Annotated in this window: 15 protein-coding genes and 1 pseudogene; 6 read left to right on the top strand and 10 right to left on the bottom strand. The window is 72.2% G+C overall.

Annotated features, from left to right (window positions below; translation table 11 throughout):
• The first annotated feature begins 6 nt into the window (after positions 1–6).
• Both ADK67_RS28560 and ADK67_RS28555 read left to right on the top strand, forming a co-directional pair.
• Positions 7–1,599 carry an acyl-CoA dehydrogenase family protein gene (locus ADK67_RS28560; protein ID WP_053719613.1) on the top strand — a complete coding sequence of 531 codons (1,593 nt, stop codon included), beginning with the start codon at positions 7–9 and terminating at the stop codon, positions 1,597–1,599.
• Positions 1,596–2,351: a crotonase/enoyl-CoA hydratase family protein gene (locus ADK67_RS28555; RefSeq protein WP_053719612.1), complete on the top strand. Its 756-nt coding sequence runs from the start codon at positions 1,596–1,598 to the stop codon at positions 2,349–2,351. The genes ADK67_RS28560 and ADK67_RS28555 overlap by 4 nt, the downstream gene beginning before the upstream one ends.
• A gap of 199 nt (positions 2,352–2,550) precedes the next feature.
• Here the strand turns inward: ADK67_RS28555 and ADK67_RS28550 are convergent, their stop codons facing one another.
• The 4 genes from ADK67_RS28550 to ADK67_RS28535 all read right to left on the bottom strand — a co-directional run bounded on the left by ADK67_RS28550 (position 2,551) and on the right by ADK67_RS28535 (position 8,140).
• On the bottom strand, positions 2,551–3,705 hold the full coding sequence (locus tag ADK67_RS28550) for an acyl-CoA dehydrogenase family protein (RefSeq protein WP_053719611.1): 1,155 nt from the start codon (positions 3,703–3,705) through the stop codon (positions 2,551–2,553).
• Between the two features lie 3 nt (positions 3,706–3,708).
• Positions 3,709–5,625 carry an acetyl-CoA carboxylase biotin carboxylase subunit gene (locus ADK67_RS28545; RefSeq protein WP_053719645.1) on the bottom strand — a complete coding sequence of 639 codons (1,917 nt, stop codon included), beginning with the start codon at positions 5,623–5,625 and terminating at the stop codon, positions 3,709–3,711.
• Positions 5,626–5,630: 5 nt separating this feature from the next.
• The gene (locus ADK67_RS28540) at positions 5,631–7,235 is read right to left on the bottom strand and encodes a carboxyl transferase domain-containing protein (RefSeq protein ID WP_053719610.1); all 1,605 of its coding nucleotides are present in this window, start codon (positions 7,233–7,235) and stop codon (positions 5,631–5,633) included.
• A 116-nt stretch (positions 7,236–7,351) separates the two neighbouring features.
• On the bottom strand, positions 7,352–8,140 hold the full coding sequence (locus tag ADK67_RS28535; protein WP_053719609.1) for an SGNH/GDSL hydrolase family protein: 789 nt from the start codon (positions 8,138–8,140) through the stop codon (positions 7,352–7,354).
• 182 nt (positions 8,141–8,322) lie between these two features.
• Between ADK67_RS28535 and ADK67_RS28530 the strand changes: the two genes are divergently transcribed.
• Both ADK67_RS28530 and ADK67_RS28525 read left to right on the top strand, forming a co-directional pair.
• The gene (locus ADK67_RS28530; RefSeq protein WP_053719608.1) at positions 8,323–8,916 is read left to right on the top strand and encodes an SACE_7040 family transcriptional regulator; all 594 of its coding nucleotides are present in this window, start codon (positions 8,323–8,325) and stop codon (positions 8,914–8,916) included.
• Positions 8,917–9,045: 129 nt separating this feature from the next.
• The gene (locus ADK67_RS28525; protein WP_053719607.1) at positions 9,046–11,217 is read left to right on the top strand and encodes a phospholipase A2; all 2,172 of its coding nucleotides are present in this window, start codon (positions 9,046–9,048) and stop codon (positions 11,215–11,217) included.
• A gap of 12 nt (positions 11,218–11,229) precedes the next feature.
• On the opposite strand, the pseudogene ADK67_RS55435 reads toward ADK67_RS28525, so the two are convergent.
• From ADK67_RS55435 to ADK67_RS28505, 4 genes and pseudogenes are all read right to left on the bottom strand, one after another.
• A pseudogene (locus ADK67_RS55435) lies at positions 11,230–12,093 on the bottom strand (acyltransferase family protein); the annotation flags it as partial.
• Positions 12,090–12,764, bottom strand: a complete 675-nt coding sequence (locus ADK67_RS28515; protein WP_053719605.1) for an alpha/beta hydrolase — start codon at positions 12,762–12,764, stop codon at positions 12,090–12,092. The pseudogene ADK67_RS55435 and the gene ADK67_RS28515, both read right to left, overlap by 4 nt.
• A gap of 63 nt (positions 12,765–12,827) precedes the next feature.
• The gene (locus ADK67_RS28510) at positions 12,828–13,475 is read right to left on the bottom strand and encodes a response regulator transcription factor (RefSeq protein ID WP_053719604.1); all 648 of its coding nucleotides are present in this window, start codon (positions 13,473–13,475) and stop codon (positions 12,828–12,830) included.
• A complete protein-coding gene (locus ADK67_RS28505; protein WP_053719603.1) occupies positions 13,472–14,587 on the bottom strand; it encodes a sensor histidine kinase in 1,116 nt (371 codons plus the stop codon). Before ADK67_RS28505 ends, ADK67_RS28510 begins: the two co-directional genes overlap by 4 nt.
• 189 nt (positions 14,588–14,776) lie before the next feature.
• Here ADK67_RS28505 and ADK67_RS28500 point away from each other — a divergent pair, with 189 nt between their 5' ends.
• Together ADK67_RS28500 and ADK67_RS28495 are read left to right on the top strand one after the other, a co-directional pair.
• Positions 14,777–15,277, top strand: a complete 501-nt coding sequence (locus tag ADK67_RS28500) for a hypothetical protein (RefSeq protein WP_053719602.1) — start codon at positions 14,777–14,779, stop codon at positions 15,275–15,277.
• Positions 15,278–15,408: 131 nt separating this feature from the next.
• Positions 15,409–16,965: a cellulose binding domain-containing protein gene (locus ADK67_RS28495; RefSeq protein ID WP_053719601.1), complete on the top strand. Its 1,557-nt coding sequence runs from the start codon at positions 15,409–15,411 to the stop codon at positions 16,963–16,965.
• Here the strand turns inward: ADK67_RS28495 and metX are convergent.
• Entirely contained in the window at positions 16,962–18,026 is a 1,065-nt protein-coding gene (metX, locus tag ADK67_RS28490; RefSeq protein ID WP_053719600.1) for a homoserine O-acetyltransferase MetX, read from the bottom strand. The genes ADK67_RS28495 and metX overlap by 4 nt on opposite strands.
• Complete coding sequence (locus ADK67_RS28485; RefSeq protein WP_053719599.1) at positions 18,023–19,312, bottom strand: bifunctional o-acetylhomoserine/o-acetylserine sulfhydrylase; 1,290 nt, start codon at positions 19,310–19,312, stop codon at positions 18,023–18,025. Before ADK67_RS28485 ends, metX begins: the two co-directional genes overlap by 4 nt.
• Positions 19,313–19,358 lie beyond the last annotated feature (46 nt).

The raw sequence follows: 19,358 nt of genomic DNA, 5'->3' as shown, positions 1-19,358 counted from the left end.
GTGGTTATGACGCACGCCACTCATGAGGTGACCAACCAGGTCCCACCGCTGGCAGGGCACGACGTCGCCGCCGACCCGGCGTTGCTGGACGGCCTGCGGCGCGGCGGCGCGGAGTGGGCCGAACCCGAGGTGCGCGCGCTCGGCGTGCTCGCGGGCACGCCGCACGTCCAGGACCTGGGACGACTGGCCAACGCGCACCCGCCCGTGCTGCACACCCACGACCGGTACGGGCACCGGGTCGACGAGGTCGAGTTCCACCCCGCCTGGCACGAGCTGATGGGCACGGCGGTCTCCAACGGCCTGCACGCGGCGCCGTGGCAGGACGACCGGCCGGGCGCGCACGTCGCCCGCGCGGCCAAGTTCTACGTGTGGAGCCAGGCCGAGGCGGGCCACGGCTGCCCGATCTCGATGACGTACGCCGCCGTGCCCGCGTTGCGCACGACGCCCGCGCTGGCCGAGCGGTTCGAGCCGCTGCTGGCGTCGCGCGAGTACGACTTCGGGCTGCGGGAGCCGTCGGCCAAGCGCGGGTTGATCGCCGGCATGTCGATGACCGAGAAGCAGGGCGGCTCGGACGTGCGCGCGAACACCACGCGTGCCGTGCCCGTCGGTGACCACTACCTGCTGACCGGGCACAAGTGGTTCACGTCCGCGCCGATGTCGGACCTGTTCCTGACCCTGGCGCAGGCGCCGGGCGGCCTGTCGTGCTTCGTGCTGCCGCGCGTGCTGCCCGACGGCACGCGCAACGCGATGTTCCTCCAGCGGCTCAAGGACAAGCTCGGCAACAAGTCGAACGCGTCCGCGGAGCTGGAGTACGACGGCGCGGTCGGGTGGCTGGTCGGCGAGGAGGGCCGGGGCGTGCGGACCATCATCGAGATGGTCAACACGACCAGGCTGGACTGCGTGCTCGGCTCGGCGTCCGGGATGCGGCTGGGGTTGACCCAGGCCACGCACCACGCGGCGCACCGCAAGGCGTTCGGCGCCTACCTGGTCGACCAGCCCGCGATGCGCAACGTGCTGGCCGACCTGGCGGTGGAGTCGGAGGCGGCGACCACGGTCGCGTTGTGGCTGGCGGGCAACCGGAGCAGGCTGGGGCTCGCGGTGAGCAAGTACTGGGTGTGCAAGCGGGCTCCCGCGCACGCCGCCGAGGCGTTGGAGTGCTTGGGCGGCAACGGGTACATCGAAGATTCGGGGATGCCCCGACTGTTCCGCGAGTCGCCGTTGATGTCCATCTGGGAGGGTTCGGGGAACGTCGCCGCGTTGGACGCGCTGCGCGCGCTCGGGCGTTCACCGGAGGCGGTGGAGGAGTTCTTCGGCGAGTTGGCGGCGGCGCGCGGCGCCGATCGGCGGCTGGACGCGGCGGTCGACGGGCTCAAGGATGAGCTGACCGATGTGGCCGACCGCGAGGTGCGGGCGCGCAGGCTGGTGGAGCGGATGGCGTTGGCGTTGCAGGGCTCGCTGCTGGTGCGGTACGGGCACCCGGCGGTGGCGGACGCGTTCTGCGCGTCGCGGCTGTCCGGCGACTGGGGCGTGGCGTTCGGCACGCTGCCGCGCGGTGTCGACTTCGGCGCGATCGTCGAACGGGGGCTGCCGAAGCCGTGAGCGCCGTCCGGGTTGAGCGGTCGGGACCGGTGTTCACGGTCCTGCTGAACCGGCCCGCCGTGCGCAACGCGGTGGACGGGCCGACCGCGCACACGTTGACCGAGGTGTTCCGCGAGTTCGACGAGGACCCGACCGCGGCGGTGGCCGTGCTGCACGGTGAAGGCGGCACGTTCTGCTCGGGCGCTGACCTGAAGGCGTTGGGCACGCCGCGGGGCAACGACGCCGAGTCGCCGTCCGGGCCGATGGGTCCGACGCGACTCCGGCTGTCGAAACCCGTGATCGCCGCCGTGTCCGGTCACGCCGTGGCGGGTGGCCTGGAGCTGGCCCTCTGGTGCGACCTGCGGGTGGCCGACTCGGACGCGGTGTTCGGCGTCTTCTCGCGCCGGTGGGGCGTGCCGCTGATCGACGGCGGCACCGTGCGGCTGCCGCGGTTGATCGGCACGTCCCGTGCCCTGGACCTGGTCCTGACGGGCCGGCCGGTCGCCGCCGACGAAGCCCTGGCCATCGGCCTCGTCAACCGCCTGGTGCCCGCCGGCACGTCGCGCTCGGCCGCGGAGTCACTGGCACTGGAACTGGCCGCGTTCCCCCAGGCGTGCCTGCGCCACGACCGCCTCTCGCTGCTGGAACAGGAGGGCCTGCCGGAGGACACCGCCCTGGCCAACGAGCTGGACCACGGGCGGGTGTCCTTGGTGGAGGTGGAGAAGGGCCTCCGCCGGTTCCAGCAGGGCGAAGGCCGCCACGGCCACTTCTAACCCGCGTGTCGAACCTCCAACGCGCGAGAGTCCTACGTTCAGCCCGCGAGAGTCCTACGCTCAAGGCGCGAGAGTCCTATGTTCGCGCACCCTGAGTTCAACGCTCAGGCATACCGGTCAGTCGGCCGAACGTTGAATTCAGGTGCTCTGAACGTACGACTCTCGCGGCGTGAGCGTTGGACTCTCGCGGGGTCAGTGGTCAGCGGAGGCCCAGTTCGCGGGCGATCAGCATCTTCTGCACCTCGCTGGTGCCCTCGCCGATCTCCAGGATCTTCGCGTCCCGGTAGAACCGGCCCACCGGGTACTCGTTCATGAACCCGTACCCGCCGAAGATCTGCGTCGCCTCACGCGCGTTGTCCATCGCCGCCTCCGACGACACCAGCTTGGCGATCGCCGCCTCGCGCTTGAACGGCTCGCCGCGCAGCATCTTCGCCGCCGCCTGGTAGTACGCCAGCCGCGCGGTGTGCGTGCGGGCCTCCATCTCGGCGATCTTGAACTGGATGGCCTGGTACGCGCCGATCTTGTGGCCGAACGCCTCCCGCTCCCCCGCGTACTTCAGGGACTCGTCCACGCACCCCTGCGCCAGCCCGACGCCGACGGCCGCGATCGCCACCCGCCCCTCGTCCAACGTCTGCAGGAACTGCGCGTACCCGCGCCCGCGCTCGCCGACCAGGTTCCCCAACGGCACGCGGCAGTCCTGGAACGACAGCTCACGCGTGTCCGACGCGTTCCACCCGACCTTGGAGTACTTGCGCGACACCGAGAACCCGGGCGTGCCCGACGGCACGATGATCGCCGAGATCTCCGGCCGGCCGTTCTCCTGCCGCCCGGTCACCGCCGCCACCGTCACCAGCCCGGTGATGTCCGTGCCCGAGTTGGTGATGAACGCCTTGGTGCCGTTGATCACCCACTCGTCCCCGTCGACCCGCGCGGTGGTCCGCAGCGCGCCCGCGTCCGACCCGCCACCCGGTTCGGTGAGCCCGAACGCACCGAGCACCTCACCGGCGCACAACCGCGGCATCCAGGCCGCCCGCTGCTCGGCCGAGCCGAACCGGAACACCGGCATCGACCCCAGCGAGACGCCCGCCTCCAGCGTGATCGCCACCGACGAGTCGACCCGCGCCAACTCCTCCAACGCCAGGCACAACGCGAAGTAGTCGCCGCCCATCCCGCCGAACTCCTCCGGGAACGGCAGCCCGAACAGGCCCATCCGCCCCATCTTGGCGACGATCTCGTAGGGGAACTCCTCGCGCTCGTAGAACCCGCCGATGACCGGCGCGACCTCCTCGCGGGCGAACTCCTCGACGGTCTTGCGCAGCGCCTCGTATTCCTCGTCAAGGCGGAAGTCCAACATCGCTCACTCCTCGTGGGGCACGACGACGGCCAGGGTTTGGTCCAGCGCGACCTGTTGGCCCGCCTGGACGTGCACTTCGGTGAGCACGCCGGCCACGGGTGACGTGACGGTGTGCTCCATCTTCATGGCTTCGACCACGAACAACGCCTGACCGGCGGTCACGTGCCCGCCCTGCGCGACCCGCGCCACGAGCACCGTGCCCGGCATCGGGCTGGTCACCGGCCCACCGCTGCCGGCCGCCGCCGACGACGCGACCTCCGACGGCAAGGTCTCGGTCAACGCCCACGCGTGCCCGTCCGCGCCGAGCCACAGCACGTTGCCCGCACGGGCCATCGCATAACGCCGACCACCGACGACGAGCCGCGAGCCGTCCACGGAAGCGTTGAGCCGCAACGGTTCCCGGCCGTCCACCGACACCTCGTCGCCGCGCACCCGGACCTCGACGCCGTCGATCAGCCACTTCGTCCAGGCGTGCTCGCCGACCCGCCACCCGCCGGTCCGCTCCCACGGGTCGTCGCCGCGCACCGCGAGCTGCCGTTCCAACGCCGCCGCGGCCAGCACCTCGTCCGGCACGTCGTGACGGGTCAGCGACTCCAGCTTCCGCTCCACCAGCCCGGTGTCCAGCGCACCCGCCCGCACGTCCGGGTCGACCAGCAGCGCCCGCAGGAACGGGATGTTCGTCGTCACGCCCAGCAGCACCATCCGCCCCAACGCGGAGTCCAGCCGGCGCAACGCCTCCTCCCGCGTCGCCCCGTGCGCGATCACCTTGGCCAGCATGGGGTCGTAGTCGCTGCCGACGGTCAGCCCCACGCGCAACGCCGAGTCCACCCGCACGTCCGCCGGCTCGTGCAGCGCCAGCACCGTGCCGCCGGTCGGCAGGAACCCGCGGGCCGGGTCCTCCGCGTAGACGCGGGCCTCGACGGCGTGCCCGGTCAGCTCCACCGACGTGAACCCCAGCGGCTCGCCGGAAGCCACCCGCAACTGCCACTCGACCAGGTCCACCCCGGTCACCAGCTCGGTGATCGGGTGCTCGACCTGGAGCCGGGTGTTCATCTCCATGAAGAAGTAGTCGCCGGACGCGCCGTCGACGATGAACTCGACCGTGCCCGCGCCGACGTACCCGACGGACCGGGCCGTCTCCACCGCCGCGGCACCCATGGCGGCCCGCATCTCGGGCGTGACCAGCGGCGACGGCGCTTCCTCGATGATCTTCTGGTGCCGCCGTTGGAGGCTGCACTCCCGCTCGCCGAGGTGCGCCACGCGGCCGTGGGCGTCGGCCATCACCTGGACCTCGACGTGCCGGGGGTTGGTGACGAACCGCTCGATCAGCAACGCGTCGTCGCCGAACGACCCGCGCGCCTCACGCCGTGCCGACTCGATGGCGTCCCGCAGCCCGTCACCGGCCTCCACCAGCCGCATGCCCTTGCCGCCGCCACCGGCCGACGGCTTGAGCAGCACCGGGAAGCCGATCTCGTCCGCCGCCGCGACCAGGTCGTCGTCGGTCATCCCGACCTCGGCGCGACCCGGCACCACCGGCACGCCCGCCGCCGCGACGGTCAGCTTGGCGCGGATCTTGTCGCCCATCGCCTCGATCGCGTCCGCGGGCGGCCCGATGAACACCAGCCCGGCCTTCTCGCACGCCCGCGCGAACTCCGCGTTCTCGGCGAGGAACCCGTACCCGGGGTGCACGGCCTGCGCGCCGGTCGCGAGCGCCGCCTCGACGATCCGCTCGACGGACAGGTAGCTCTCCCGCGCCGACGCGGGCCCGATCCGCACCGCCACGTCGGCCAGCCGCACGTGCAGCGCGTCGGCGTCCGCGTCGCTGTAAACGGCCACCGACCGGATGCCGAACCGCCGCAACGCGCGGATCACCCGCACCGCGATCTCGCCGCGGTTGGCCACCAGAACACTGTCGAACATCGCCATCACATCCGGAAGACGCCGTAGGAAACCGGCTCGATCGGGGCGTTCGCCGCCGTGGACAACGCCAGCCCGAGCACCATCCGCGTGTCGAGCGGGTCGATCACGCCGTCGTCCCACAGCCGTGCCGTGGAGTAGTAGGGGTTGCCCTGGTCCTCGTACTGCTGCCGGATCGGCGCCTTGAACGCCTCCTCGTCCTCCGCGGACCACGCGTCGCCGAGCTGGTCGCGCCGCACCGTCGCCAGCACGGAGGCCGCCTGCTCGCCGCCCATCACCGAGATCCGGGCGTTGGGCCACATCCACAGGAACCTCGGCGAGTACGCGCGCCCGCACATCGAGTAGTTGCCCGCGCCGAACGACCCGCCGATGACCACGGTGAACTTCGGCACCCGCGCGCACGCCACCGCCGTCACCATCTTGGCGCCGTGCTTGGCGATGCCCGCCGCCTCGTACTCGCGGCCCACCATGAACCCGCTGATGTTCTGCAGGAACACGAGCGGCACGCTGCGCTGGTCGCACAGCTGGATGAAGTGCGCGCCCTTCAACGCCGACTCGCCGAACAGCACCCCGTTGTTGGCCACGATGCCGACCGGGTGGCCGTGGATGCGGGCGAACCCGGTGACCAGCGTCGCGCCGTACTCCTTCTTGAACTCCTGGAACCGGCTGCCGTCCACGACGCGGGCGATCACCTCGCGCACGTCGTAGGGCGTGCGGCTGTCCGTCGGCACGACGCCGTACAGCTCGGCGGGGTCGACGGCGGGCTCGACGGTCGGCTCCACCTGCCACGGGCGCGGTGCGCGCGGACCCAGCGTGCTGACGATCGAGCGCACGATCCGCAACGCGTGCGCGTCGTCCTCCGCGAGGTGGTCGGTGACGCCGGACGTGCGCGAGTGCAGCTCGCCGCCGCCCAGCTCCTCGGCCGTGACGACCTCGCCGGTCGCGGCCTTCACCAGCGGCGGGCCGCCGAGGAAGATCGTGCCCTGGCCGCGCACGATGACCGCCTCGTCCGACATCGCGGGCACGTACGCGCCGCCCGCCGTGCACGAGCCGAGCACGGCGGCGATCTGCGGGATGCCGCGGGCGGACATGGTGGCCTGGTTGAAGAAGATCCGGCCGAAGTGCTCGCGGTCCGGGAACACCTCGTCCTGCTTCGGCAGGAACGCACCGCCGGAGTCCACCAGGTAGACGCACGGCAGGTTGTTCTGCAACGCCACCTCTTGGGCGCGCAGGTGCTTCTTCACCGTCAGCGGGTAGTAGGTGCCGCCCTTGACGGTGGCGTCGTTGGCGACGACCACGACCTCGCGGCCGGACACGCGGCCGACGCCCGTGATGACGCCCGCGGCGGGCGCCTCGTCGCCGTACATGCCGGTCGCGGCCAGCGGCGACAGTTCGAGGAACGGCGAACCGGGGTCGAGGAGCGTGTCCACCCGGTCGCGCGGCAGCAGCTTGCCGCGCTCGACGTGCCTGGTCCGAGCCTTCTCCGGGCCGCCGAGGGCGGCTTGGCCGAGCTTGGCGCGCAGGTCGCGCACGAGCCGCGCGTGCTCGTCGTGGTAGCGCCGGAAGGCGTCGGCCGACTTGTCCGCCGTGCTGCGCAACACCGGGGCGTCCATCGAACTCCTCGCGGTTAGCCGTCGTTAACCTGAGGAGATGTTAGCGCTTGTTAACTCCCGTTCACAAGCCGGAGGGGGCCGCGGGTGCGGCCCCCTCCGGGTGGTGCTGCGGTGCGTCAGCCCGTGACGGCGGTGAGCTGCGGCAGGTAGCCGAGGCGCTGGCCGTTGCGGTTCGGGTGGTAGGACTCCTCCACCGGCCAGGACAGGCTGTTCATCCACCAGTCGCCCGAGCAGATCTCGTGCCCGGTGAACGGCGTGCGCATGTCGCGGTACGAGAACGCCTTCGCGGCCGCCCGGCCGGAGATGACCTGGTGCAGGGTGTCGGCGGCGGAGTTGATCGCCGCGCGCTTGGTGTCGCTCAGGCCGACCGAGCAGCTGCCCGGCACCTTGTAGAGGCGCGGGTAGCCGAGCACGACGACCGTCGCGGACGGCGCACGGGTGCGGATCTGCGTGTACACGTTGTCCAGCAGGCCGGGCAGCGTGCCGGTGGCGTAGGCCTTGGCCTGGTTGACCCGGTTCGTGCAGGTCGAGTCCGAGCCGAAGGTGCAGGCGGTGATCACGTCGGTGAAGCCGGCGTCGTTCCCACCGATCGAGATGCTGACCAGGGACGTGGTCCCGGACAGCGCGCTGACCTGGTTGGCGAGCACGTCACCGGTCCTGGCGCCGGAGCAGGCCACGAACTTGAACGACGCGGGCGCGTGCGAGGCGGCCCAGAGCGCGGGGTAGCTGTACTGGCTGCGCTTGCAGCTGCCGGAGTCGCTGTAGTACGAGCCGGTGCCCGTTCCGGACGAGTAGGAGTCGCCGAGCGCGACGTAGTTGGCGGCGGCGGCTTCGGCGGGCACGACGAGTGCCAGGGCGGCGACTAATGCCAGCGCGGCGCTGGACAGGGTTCGGACAAGGCGCATCGGAGCCTCCCGGAGGGAAACAACGCAGGGTGTGATGCGGAGCACAACAAGAGTTACCAGCAAGTAGTCCTATATAAAAAGAGTGGGTCAAGAGTTAACTACGCGTTTCGGCCGCCGGTCGGTGATCGTGGCGCGACCACGGGGTTAACGCCCGTTTACGTGAACTGGGCCGGGCGTTTAAGATGGACGCCGTGCCAGCCGAGCCAGCGAAGCAGACCCGCCGTGACCAGATCCTGGCCGCCGCCGCCGAACTGTTCGCCCGGCACGGCTTCCACGGCGTCGGCATCGACGACATCGGCGCCGCGGTGGGGATTTCCGGGCCCGCGCTGTACCGGCACTTCCGCAGCAAGGACGCGATGCTGGGCGAGATGCTCACGTCCATCAGCGAACGGCTGCTCGACGGCGGGCTGAACCGGGTGGCCGCTTCGGGCGACCCCGCGCACGCACTTCGGGAATTGATCCGGTGGCACGTCGACTTCGCGTTGGACGACCCGGCGTTGATCACCGTGCAGATCCGCAACCTGGCGAACCTGACCGACCCGGACCGGCGGCGGGTGAGAGCGCTCCAGCGGCGTTACGTCGAGGTGTGGGTGGAGACGATCCGCAAGACTTCGCCGGAAGTGGACGAGCCGACCGCCCGTGCGGCGGCGCACGCCGTGTTCGGCCTGATCAACTCCACGCCGCACAGCGCGCACCTGGACCGTGACCAGATGGCCGCGCTGCTCTCGCAGATGGCGCTGGCGTCGTTGTCGGGCGCGTTGCCCGTGCAACCCTGACGTGCGGCGAACGCCCGGGTCGCGTGTTCTGAGCGTTGAATTCAGGTGTTCCGAACGTAGGACACGCGCGTTCTGAACGTAGGACTCTCGCGGCTTGGAGGTAGGACTCTCGCGTACGCTGGGCCTCCGATGGGTGACGTGGCGGTGAACACCACCGGGGGGTGGCCGGGGCTCCGGTTGCTTGCCCGCCTGCCCGCCTGGTTCAGGTTCGTGCTGGTGGCGCTGGCCGTGTTCGTGTGCGGGGTGATCGCGTCCAGGCCGGCGGGCGCGACCGACACCTCCCCGCTCAGCGGTGACATCGCGGTCGCGGCGGAGGCCGTCGAGGCGATGGCCCACCCCAGCGGCGTGAACCCGCTCCTCACGTTCCCGGCCGACTTCAACGAGGTCACCAACCGCAGGCCGGTGGCGGTCGTCGGGCCGGACGGGTCCGCCCGGGCGGTCGACCCGAACGGCGGGTGCTCCGGCCCCGCGGGCAACACCGAGTGGGACTTCGGCCTCGGCTGCCAGGCCCACGACCTCGGCTACGACCTGCTCCGCTACGCCGAGCACAAGGGCCGCCCGCTCGGCCAGGAAGCCCGCAAGTCCCTCGACGCCCGCCTCGCCCGCGACATGCACGCCCAGTGCGACGTCAACCCGCGCGGCCACGCCACCCGGTGCCACGCGACCGCCCAGCTCTACGCGGCCGGCCTGGAGTTCAACTCGTGGCGGCAGCGCTGGGGCCCGCCCGGTCACGAGCCCGTGCTCGCCTGGGGCTTCGGCAGCGCGGTCGTGGTGTTCCTGCTGCTCGCCCGCCTGCCCGGCCTGACCCACCGCCGGAGGCACGACGCGGAACCCGACGAACCCGTCGACGCGCCGCCGCCGCGGGCCACCCACGACCGGTACGCGACGTTCCTGCGGCTGAGCGCGCTCGCCCTGGTGGTGATCGGGCAGTCGCTGATCACCGTCCTGCACTGGGCGGGCGTGAGCGCGACCTGGCTGTGGCTGCTCACCTGGCTGCTCCAGGCCATCCCGGTCTTCTACTTCGCGGGCGGCCACGCCAACCTCGCGAGCTGGCACGCCGTGCAGGCCGACCACGGCGGCTACGGCCGCTACCTGGCGGCGCGCATCTCCTGGCTGCTGCGGCCCGTGCTGGCGTTCGTGCTGGCCTGGCTGGTCCTCCCGCTGCCGCTCGAACTGCTCGACGTGGACAAGTCGCGGGTCGAGATGTTCGGCCGGCTCATCGCGCACCCGCTGTGGTTCCTCGGCCTGTACCTGGTCGCGGTCGTCGCCACGCCGGTCATGGCCTGGCTGCACCGCCACGCGCGCCTGGTCACGCCGGTCGCCCTGGTCGCGGCCATGATCCTGGTCGACGTGGCCCGCATCGGCCTGGACTGGCGCACGGGCGGCTACCTCAACCTGGTGCTGGGCGCGCTGCTGCTGCAACAGCTCGGCTTCCACTACGCCGACGGCAGCCTGCACCGGGTGTCTCGGAAGGTGCTCGGCGCCCTCGCGCTCGCCGCCGTGCCCGCGCTACTGGCGCTGATCACGTTCGGCGGCTACCCGCGCACGATGATGCCGCTGCCCGGCGAGGGCAGCTCGAACCTCAGCCCGCCCACGGTGTGCCTGCTCGTCCTCGGCCTCGCCCAGATCTGCCTCGTGCTGCTGCTCAGGCCCCGCGTCACGGCGTGGCTCGAGGGTCGCAGGCAGTGGCGGGTCTTCGAGTTCGCCCGGACCGCGCCCATGACCGTCTACCTCGGCTACCTGACCGTGCTGGCGGCCGTGATCGGCGTGCTCGGCCTGCTGGACTCCCCGGCCGCGTTCGACTGGGTCGCCACCAAGCCGCGCTGGCTCGCCGTGCTGGTCCTGCTGCTCCTGCCCGTCCTGGCCGTGTTCCACCGCTTCGAGCGCAACGCCGCGCTCAGCCCCTGCCGCACCCGCGAGACCCACCGCACCCGGCTCGCCGTCACGCTCGGCGCCGGCTACGGGGTGCTGGGCGTCCTCGGGTTCGTGGTCACCGGGTTCGCGGGCGCGGCGGGCACGCTGGTCGTGTTCAAGGTCGACCCCCTCCAGAACCTGATCCACCTGCTGCTGGGCTGGTACCTGCTGCACACCGCGCACGCCGGCACGTGCCACGGCCGGCGGCCCTGGCTGCTCACCGCGCTGGCCTGCGTGCCGCCGCTGCTGGTGCTCGAACCCACCGGCGCGATGGTCGTCCTGCACGGCGCGACGATCGCCGCCGCCCTGCTCGCGGCGATACCGAAGCAGGACCAGGCACACACAGGTGAACACCGGCAGCCACGTCCCGCGCTCCAGCACCCATAGCGCGTCCGACGGCGGCGTGTGCAGGCCGCGCAACGAGCCGAACGCCGAACCCGCCAACGTCACCACCAGCAACGCGCTCTGGTGCACCAGGAAGATCGGCAACGCCCGCGCGTTCAACGCCCGTGCGCTCACCTTCCGGGCCAGGAACGACGGCCGGACCAGCAGCACCAACCCCACCTGGGCCAGCGCCAACGCCAGCGCCGCGGCCGACGGCGGCGACAGGTTCGACTCCGCCGCGCCGGGCACCCCGACCGCGCTGGCCGGGTAACCGGCGGCCAACAGCAGCGCGAACGCCACCCCGCCGACCGCCAGCAGCACCGCACCCCACGAGCGGTGCTGCCCGCGTTGCGCCACGAGCACGCCCACCTGCCACGGCGCCCACCACACCGCGACCACGTTCACCCAGCCCACGTCCACGGCCACCAGCGCCACCGGGATCACCACGCCCCACCACCCCAGCCGCCGCAGCAACGGCGTGAACGCCGACAGCACGACGTAAACGCCGAGGAACCACAGCGGCGTCACGACGAGGTACCCGACGGTCATCACGGTCTGCTGCGGCAACCCGCGCAGCGACAGTCCGAAGAGGACGGTGGCCCACGCGCCGAGCAGCACCGCCACCGGCAGCACGAGCTTCCGCGCCCGCAGCCACCACGGCACGACCGACCGCGCCGCGCCGAACCCGCCGGTGAAGAAGAACAGGCCCAACGTCTGGAGCACCCAGGTCAGCGGCGCCAGCTCCGGCATCCACCGCAGCGGGCTGTCCACCACCAGCCCGTCACCGGTGAGCACCACGGCCGTCACCAGCCAGTGCCCCAGCACCACCCCGACGATCGCGATCGCCCGCGTCGCGTCGATCACCGGATCCCTGGTCATGGCGTCTCCCCCACCGCGATCCGGGCCAGGGCGCGCAACGACGCCGTGCCCTCCCGGAAGTACTCGTCGTGCCTGATGTCGCCGACGTCGAACACCCGCGCGCCGAACGCCGGGTCGACCGGGTCCGCACCGTGCCCCAGGTCGCCCAGCCGCACGGACGGCACCCAGCGCGTCCAGTCCCGGCCGCCCCGCGCCGCCCACACCCGCGCGCCGGACGCCACCGAGTCGACCCGCACGCCGGGCGACCCGAGGAGCACCACGTCGTCGACGTGCGGCTGGGCCAGCCCGCACACCACCGACCCGTAGCTGTGGCACAGCAGGTGCACGTGCCCCGGCAACGTCCGCACGTACTCGGTCAGCGCGACCGCGCCGGCCCGCGCCAACCGGCCGCCGGCCGCGTCCACCCCGAGCCCGGACGGTGTCCGGTACCCGAGCCACGCGACCACCGCGACGTCGTCCCGCCCGACGGACGCGTGCAGGTCGCGCGCCATCCGCCCGACCGTCGCGGTGAACCGCTGATCGTCCACATCGGACCCCGGCACGACGACCGCGACGTGCGCGGCCCGCGCGAGGTCGCCGTGCACCTCGACCCGGGGCGTGAACGCGGGCGGGTCGCCACCCGGCGTCGCCAGGACCAGCAGCGCGGCCACCAACGCGATCTTCTTCGACATGACGCCGAAGTTAGGAAGACCACGACCCCCGGAGCGTCACCCCGTGGTGCCGTTCCCGAGGCCCTACCGGGGTACCACGAGACCGGACTCGTAGGCCGCGATCACGGCCTGCGCCCGGTCGCGCAGGCCGAGCTTCATCAGCACCCGGCTCACGTGCGTCTTCACCGTCTGCTCGGCCAGCACCAGGTGGCCGGCGATCTCGCCGTTCGACAGGCCCTGCGCGATCAGCCGCAGCACCTCGGTCTCCCGCTCGGTCAACGCGGTCAGCGCGGCGGGCTTCACCACCCGCACCGGCTGCGCCTTCACGAAGTCCTCGATGAGCCGCTTGGTCACCGAGGGCGCCAGCAACGCGTCGCCGCGCGCCACCACCCGCACCGCGGTCAGCAGCTCGCTCGCGGGCGCGTGCTTGAGCAGGAACCCGCTGGCACCGGCCCGCAACGCCTCGTAGACGTAGTCGTCCAGGTCGAACGTGGTCAGCACGAGCACCTTCACCGGGTCGGCGGCCAGCAGCCGGGTCGCGGTCAGCCCGTCCATCTCCGGCATCCGCACGTCCATCAGCACCACGTCCGGCGCCAGCCTGCGCACCTCGCTGACGGCGGCGACACCGTCACCGGCCGACCCGACCACGCTGATGTCCGGCTGGGCGTCCAGCAGCGCGGAGAACCCCTCGCGCACCATCTCCTGGTCGTCCGCCACCAGCACCTTGATCATCGCTGCCCCACCGGCACGATCGCCCGCACTTCGAACCCCCCGTCCGCGGTCGGTCCGGCGGTCAGCGAACCGCCGTGCACCGCCACCCGTTCCCGCATGCCCCTGAGCCCGTGCCCGCCGCCACCGCCGCGCGACGGCCCGCCCGCCGTGTTCCGCACGACGACCCGCAGCTCGTCGCCCACCAGGTCGACGGTCACCGCCGTGGTCGAGCCCGGCGCGTGCCGACCGGCGTTCGTGAGCGCCTCCTGCACGATCCGGTACGCGGTCAGCCCGACCGCCTCCGGCACGTCGGCGTCGGTCACGGACGCGTCCGCGTGCAGCGACCTGATGTCGGCCAACCCCGGCTGCGGCGTCCGGTCGGCCCGCTCGCCGGACGCCCGCAGCACGCCGAGCAGCTGCTGCATGTCCGTGATCGCGGCCCGTGCCGCCGCGCCCAGCTCGGCGAACTCGCGCTTGCCCGCCTCGGGCAGGTCCGCGATCCGGTAGGGCGCGGTCTCGCACCGGACCACCACCAGCGACATGTGGTGCGCGACCACGTCGTGCATCTCGCGGGCGATCCGGGCGCGCTCGACCAGCGCCGCCTTCTCGTCCTGCTCGGCGTGGAACCGCTGCTCGGCCCGCCCGCGCGCGCCGAACGCGTACCCGAGCAGGAGCACCAGCAGCAGCAGGGCGACGTCCTGGAGCAGGTCGGCCGACTGGTCCATCGCGTACAGCACGCCCGACGTGATCAGGCCCACGAGCAGCACGACCCGGCCGCGGTGGCGGGTCGCGACCGCCAGCAGCACCGGCACGTACCACCACCACTGCCAACTGCCCATGACCACGGGTTCGGACGGCGTGAGCAGCCTCATCACGACCAGGCCGGCCGTGGCCAGCCGCCACGCCACGAGCGTGGAGCGCAGCGTCAGTGCCACGCTGCCGGCGACGACGGCGAACAGCAGCGGCCACCAGCCGTCCGGGTCCTCCACCGAGACGTAGCTCTGGCTCACCCCGATCGCGATGATCAGGCCGTGGAGCAGCACCAACACCATGAGCGGGCGGCGGAAGCGGACGCCCTCGAAGACCCGCGAGCGGTCGCGGAACAGCACGACCTGGAGGAGAGTGCGGATCACGGTCCCGATGCTAGGCGGCGGGCCGCGCCCGCACATGCCACCACGGTCTGTCATACCCCGGTACGACGCGCCCGACCGCGCCCATACCCGAGAAGCGGCCCACCGGACAAGCCGTTGCGGCGGGCGAACACCACCGGGTAGGCAATATGCAGAGCTGTGCGCCCCTACTCCGTGTTGGAAGATGGCTGAATGCACCCGCAGCAAGATCCGGATCGCTGGTCGCGGCTCCAGGCCGTGGCCGGTGAGGCCCTGACCGCGGCGAAGGTCGGGGAGGACGCGGTCGCCGTCGACCTCGTCACCGGGTACCTCAGCGGCTCGCCCGAGGGCAACGAGGAGATCCGGGAGCTGGTCCTCCTGCTCTTCTCCGAGTGCAGCGCCATGGTCGCCGCCCTCGGCTCGGGCGGCGCGACACCGGTGAAGATGCAGGTCTTCGACGAGGACGGGCAGGAGGTGCCGATCGACGACGCCGACCCGCCGGTCCGCACCGCGATCCGCACGCTGCTCGCCGAGGTGCACGGCGACCAGGAGGCCGCGGCCGAGCAGATCGAGATCGCGCTGGCCAACGGGCAGCCGCAGGAGCTGGCCACGGTGGTGCTCCAGGCGCTGCGGTGGACGGTGAAGCTGGCCGTGGAGTGCGGGCTGCGCGACCTGCCCGTGTCGCCGTGGATCGCGACCGCGATCGAGGAATAGGCCCGTTCGCCCCCTTCCGGCGTGCTCGCGCGCCGGCAAATCAGTAAAGAACCTTGCCATTTCACATGGTCTAGACCACTCTCCGAGGTGGGCGCGATTCACCCTGCCGATCCCGCCGAGGAGGACTCCTCATGTCACGACGAACGAGCGCGCTGCTCGCAGCAAGCGCACTCGCCCTAGGTTCACTGGTCGTCGGCCCGGCCGCGCAAGCGGCGCCGGGCGTCACCGCCACGTTCGCCAAGACCCAGGACTGGGGCAGCGGCTTCGAGGCCAGGTTCACCGTCGCCAACGGCGGACCCTCCGCCATCACCGCGTGGCGCATCGAGTTCGACCTGCCCGCGGGCACCGCGCTCGGGTCGTACTGGGACACCCTTGTCACCCGATCGGGTGATCATTACGTGGCGACCAACCGCGAGTACAACGGCGGCGTCGGTGTCGGCGCGTCGACGAGCTTCGGCTTCGTCGGCACCGGTTCCGGCGCGCCGCTCAACTGCACCGTCAACGGGGCTCCCTGCGCCGGCGGTGGCGGCGACACGGTCGCGCCCGGCGCGCCCGGCTCCCTGCGCGTCACCGGCACCACCGCCGACTCGGTCTCCCTGGCCTGGACCGCGTCGACCGACAACGTCGGCGTGACCGCGTACGACGTGTACCGGGGCGCGACGGTCGCCACCTCGGTCAGCGGCACCACCGCCACCGTGACCGGCCTGAACGCATCCACCGCGTACACGTTCACGGTCCGCGCCCGTGACGCCGCGTCGAACACCTCGGGCCCGTCGAACCAGGTCGCCGCGACCACCCAGCCGGGCACGAACCCGGTCGGCGGGCGCGGCGCGCCGTACCTGTTCCTCGGCTGGGGCAACCCGCCCGCGCCGGCCACGATCATGAGCACCACCGGCGTCAAGTGGTTCACCATGGCGTTCGTGCTGTCGTCCGGCGGCTGCAACCCCGCGTGGGACGGCAACCGGCCGCTGGCCGGCGGCGTCGACGCGCAGGCCATCCAGCAGATCCGGGCGGCCGGCGGCGACGTCGTGCCGTCGTTCGGCGGGTGGAGCGGCAACAAGCTCGGCCCGAACTGCTCGACCCCGCAGGCGCTGGCCGGCGCGTACCAGCAGGTCATCAACGCCTACGGGCTGAAGGCGATCGACATCGACATCGAGAACACCGACGAGTTCGAGAACGCCGCCGTGCAGGACCGGATCCTGGAGGCGCTCAAGATCGTCAAGGCGAACAACCCCGGCATTCAGACCATCGTCACGTTCGGCACCACGACCACCGGCCCGAACTCCTGGGGCAACAGGCTGGTCGAGCGGGCGGCGGCGATCGGCGCGGGCGTCGACGTGTTCACGATCATGCCGTTCGACTTCGGCAGTTCGAACATCGGCACGGACACGGTCAACGCGGCCACCGGGCTGAAGAACAAGCTGAAGGCCACGTTCGGGTGGTCGGACGCGGAGGCGTTCCGGCACGTCGGCATCTCGGGCATGAACGGCCTGTCCGACCAGCGCGAGGTGACGACCACCCAGACGTGGACCCAGCTGCGCGACTGGTCGAAGTCCAACGGGCTGGCCCGGTTCGCGTTCTGGGCGGTCAACCGCGACCGCGGCGGCTGCGACGGCCAGGTGTCGTCCCACTGCAGCGGCATCCCGCAGGCCGACTGGGAGTTCACCCGGATCACGGCCGGGTTCTAGCCCGACTCGAGCAGTTCGGAGACCAGCTTCGACACCTGGTCGACCTCGATGAGGAACGCGTCGTGGCCGTACGGCGAGGTCACCACGCGCAGGTCGCCGGCGCCGGGCACGGCGTCGGCGATCTCGGCCTGCTGCCGCAGCGGGTACAGGCGGTCGGAGTCGATGCCGGCCACGAGGGTGCGGGCCGTGACGCGGCTCAGCGCGGCCCGCACCCCACCCCGGCCGCGGCCGACGTCGTGGCTGTTCATGGCCTCGGTGAGGGTGACGTAGCTGGCCGGGTCGAACCGGCCGACCAGCTTGGCCGCGTGGTGGTCGAGGTAGGACTCCACCTCGAACCGGCCGTCCGCGCGCACCTCGCGGCCGAACCGGGCGGCCAGCTCCGACTCGCCGCGGTAGCCGATGTGCGCGATCCGGCGGGCCACCCCGAGACCGCCGACCGGGTCGAGCCGGATGGCGTGCAGCTGGGCGGACGCCAGCGCGACGTGCTCGGCCGTGGACGCCGCGGGCGCGGCCAGCACGAGCAGCGCCCGCACCCGGTCGGGCTCGGACACCGCCCACTCCAACGCCCGCATCCCGCCCATCGAGCCGCCCAGCACGGCAGCCCACGCGTCGACGCCCAACGCGTCGGCCAGCAGCACCTCGGCCGCCACCTGGACGCGCACCGTGACGCGGGGGAACCGCGCGCCCCACGGCCTGCCGTCCGGCGCGGTCGCCCACGGTCCCGTGGTGCCCTGGCAGCCGCCCAGCACGTTCGGCGCGACCACGAACCAGCGCTCGGTGTCCAGCGCGCGCCCCGGCCCGACCAGGCCGTCCCACCAGCCGGGCGTGGGGTGACCCGGCTCGGCCGGGCCCGCCACGTGGCTGTCGCCGGTCAACGCGTGCAGCACCAGCACCGCGTTCGACCGGTCCGCGTTCAGCTCGCCCCACGTCTCGTAGGCGATCGCCAGCCCCGGCAGGCCAGGCAGCGCGCCGCGGCACCACTGCCTGCGCCCGTTCGGGTCCCCCTCCCGCCACCCGCCGGCGGTGGGAGGGGTCTTCCCGGAAGTGGCCTCGTGGCTCACAGCACCGACTTGGCGGCGCGGAAACCCGCCTCCAGGTCGGCCTTGAGGTCCTCCACGCCCTCGATGCCCACCGACAGCCGCACGAGGCCGGGCGTGACGCCGGAGACGACCTGCTGCTCGGGCGTGAGCTGGCTGTGCGTGGTGCTGGCCGGGTGCACGATCAGGCTGCGCACGTCGCCGATGTTCACCAGTTGGCTGAACAGCTCCACGCCGTCCACGAACGCCCGTCCCGCCGCCACGCCGCCGCGCAGCTCGAACGACACCACGCCGCCCGCGCCGGTCGGCAGGTACTTCCGCGCGAGGTCGTGCCAGGGGCTCGACGGCAGGCCCGCGTAGTGCACCTTCTCCACCTCGTCCCGCGCCTCCAGCCACCGGGCCAGCTCCAGGGCGTTCGCCGAGTGCCGGTCGATGCGCAGCGACAGCGTCTCGATGCCCTGGATGATCAGGAAGCTGGTCAGAGGCGCGATGGCGGCGCCGGTGTCGCGCAGGCCCTGCACCCGCAGCTTCGCGGCGAACGCGCCGTGCCCGAGGGCGGGCCAGTACCGCAGGCCGTGGTAGCTCGGGTCGGGTTCGTTGAAGTCCGGGAACTTCTCCGCGTCGGAGTAGTCGAACGTGCCGCCGTCCACGACCACGCCCGCGACCGCGGTGCCGTGCCCGCCCAGGTACTTCGTGGCCGAGTGGACCACGATGTCCGCGCCGTGCTCGATCGGCCGCACCAGGTACGGCGTCGGCACGGTGTTGTCCACCACCAGCGGCACGCCCGCCGCGTGCGCCACCTCGGCCACCGCCGCGATGTCCAGCACGTTGCTGCGCGGGTTGGCCAGCGACTCGGCGAAGAAGAGCTTGGTGTTCGGCCGCACGGCGGCGCGCCACGCGTCCAGGTCGTCCGGGTCGTCCACGAAGGACACCTCGATGCCCAGCTTCGGCAGCGTGTAGTGGAACAGGTTGTACGTGCCGCCGTAGAGGGACGCGCTGGAGACCAGGTGGTCGCCCGCGCGGGCGAGGTTGAGCACGGTGGCGGTCTCGGCGGCCTGGCCGGACGCGAACGCCACCGCCGCCACGCCGCCCTCCAGCGCGGCGACCCGCTGTTCGAGCACGTCCTGGGTGGGGTTGTTGATGCGGGTGTAGATGTTGCCCGGCTCGGCCAGGCTGAACAGCGCCTCGCCGTGCGCGGAGTCGCGGAACACGAACGACGTGGTCTGGTAGATCGGCGTGGCACGCGCGCCGGTCGCCGGGTCGGGCGCGGCGCCGGAGTGGACCTGCTTGGTGTCGAAGGACCAGGACATGCTGGTGTCTCCCTGTCTGGGCAGTGGTTTTCGGGCACGCCGAAGA

This window comes from Saccharothrix sp. NRRL B-16348 (assembly GCF_001280085.1).
In the GTDB taxonomy this organism is placed as follows: domain Bacteria; phylum Actinomycetota; class Actinomycetes; order Mycobacteriales; family Pseudonocardiaceae; genus Actinosynnema.
The sequence above is the reverse complement of the archived record's forward strand: the minus strand, read 5'-3'. Positions and strand labels throughout refer to the sequence as shown.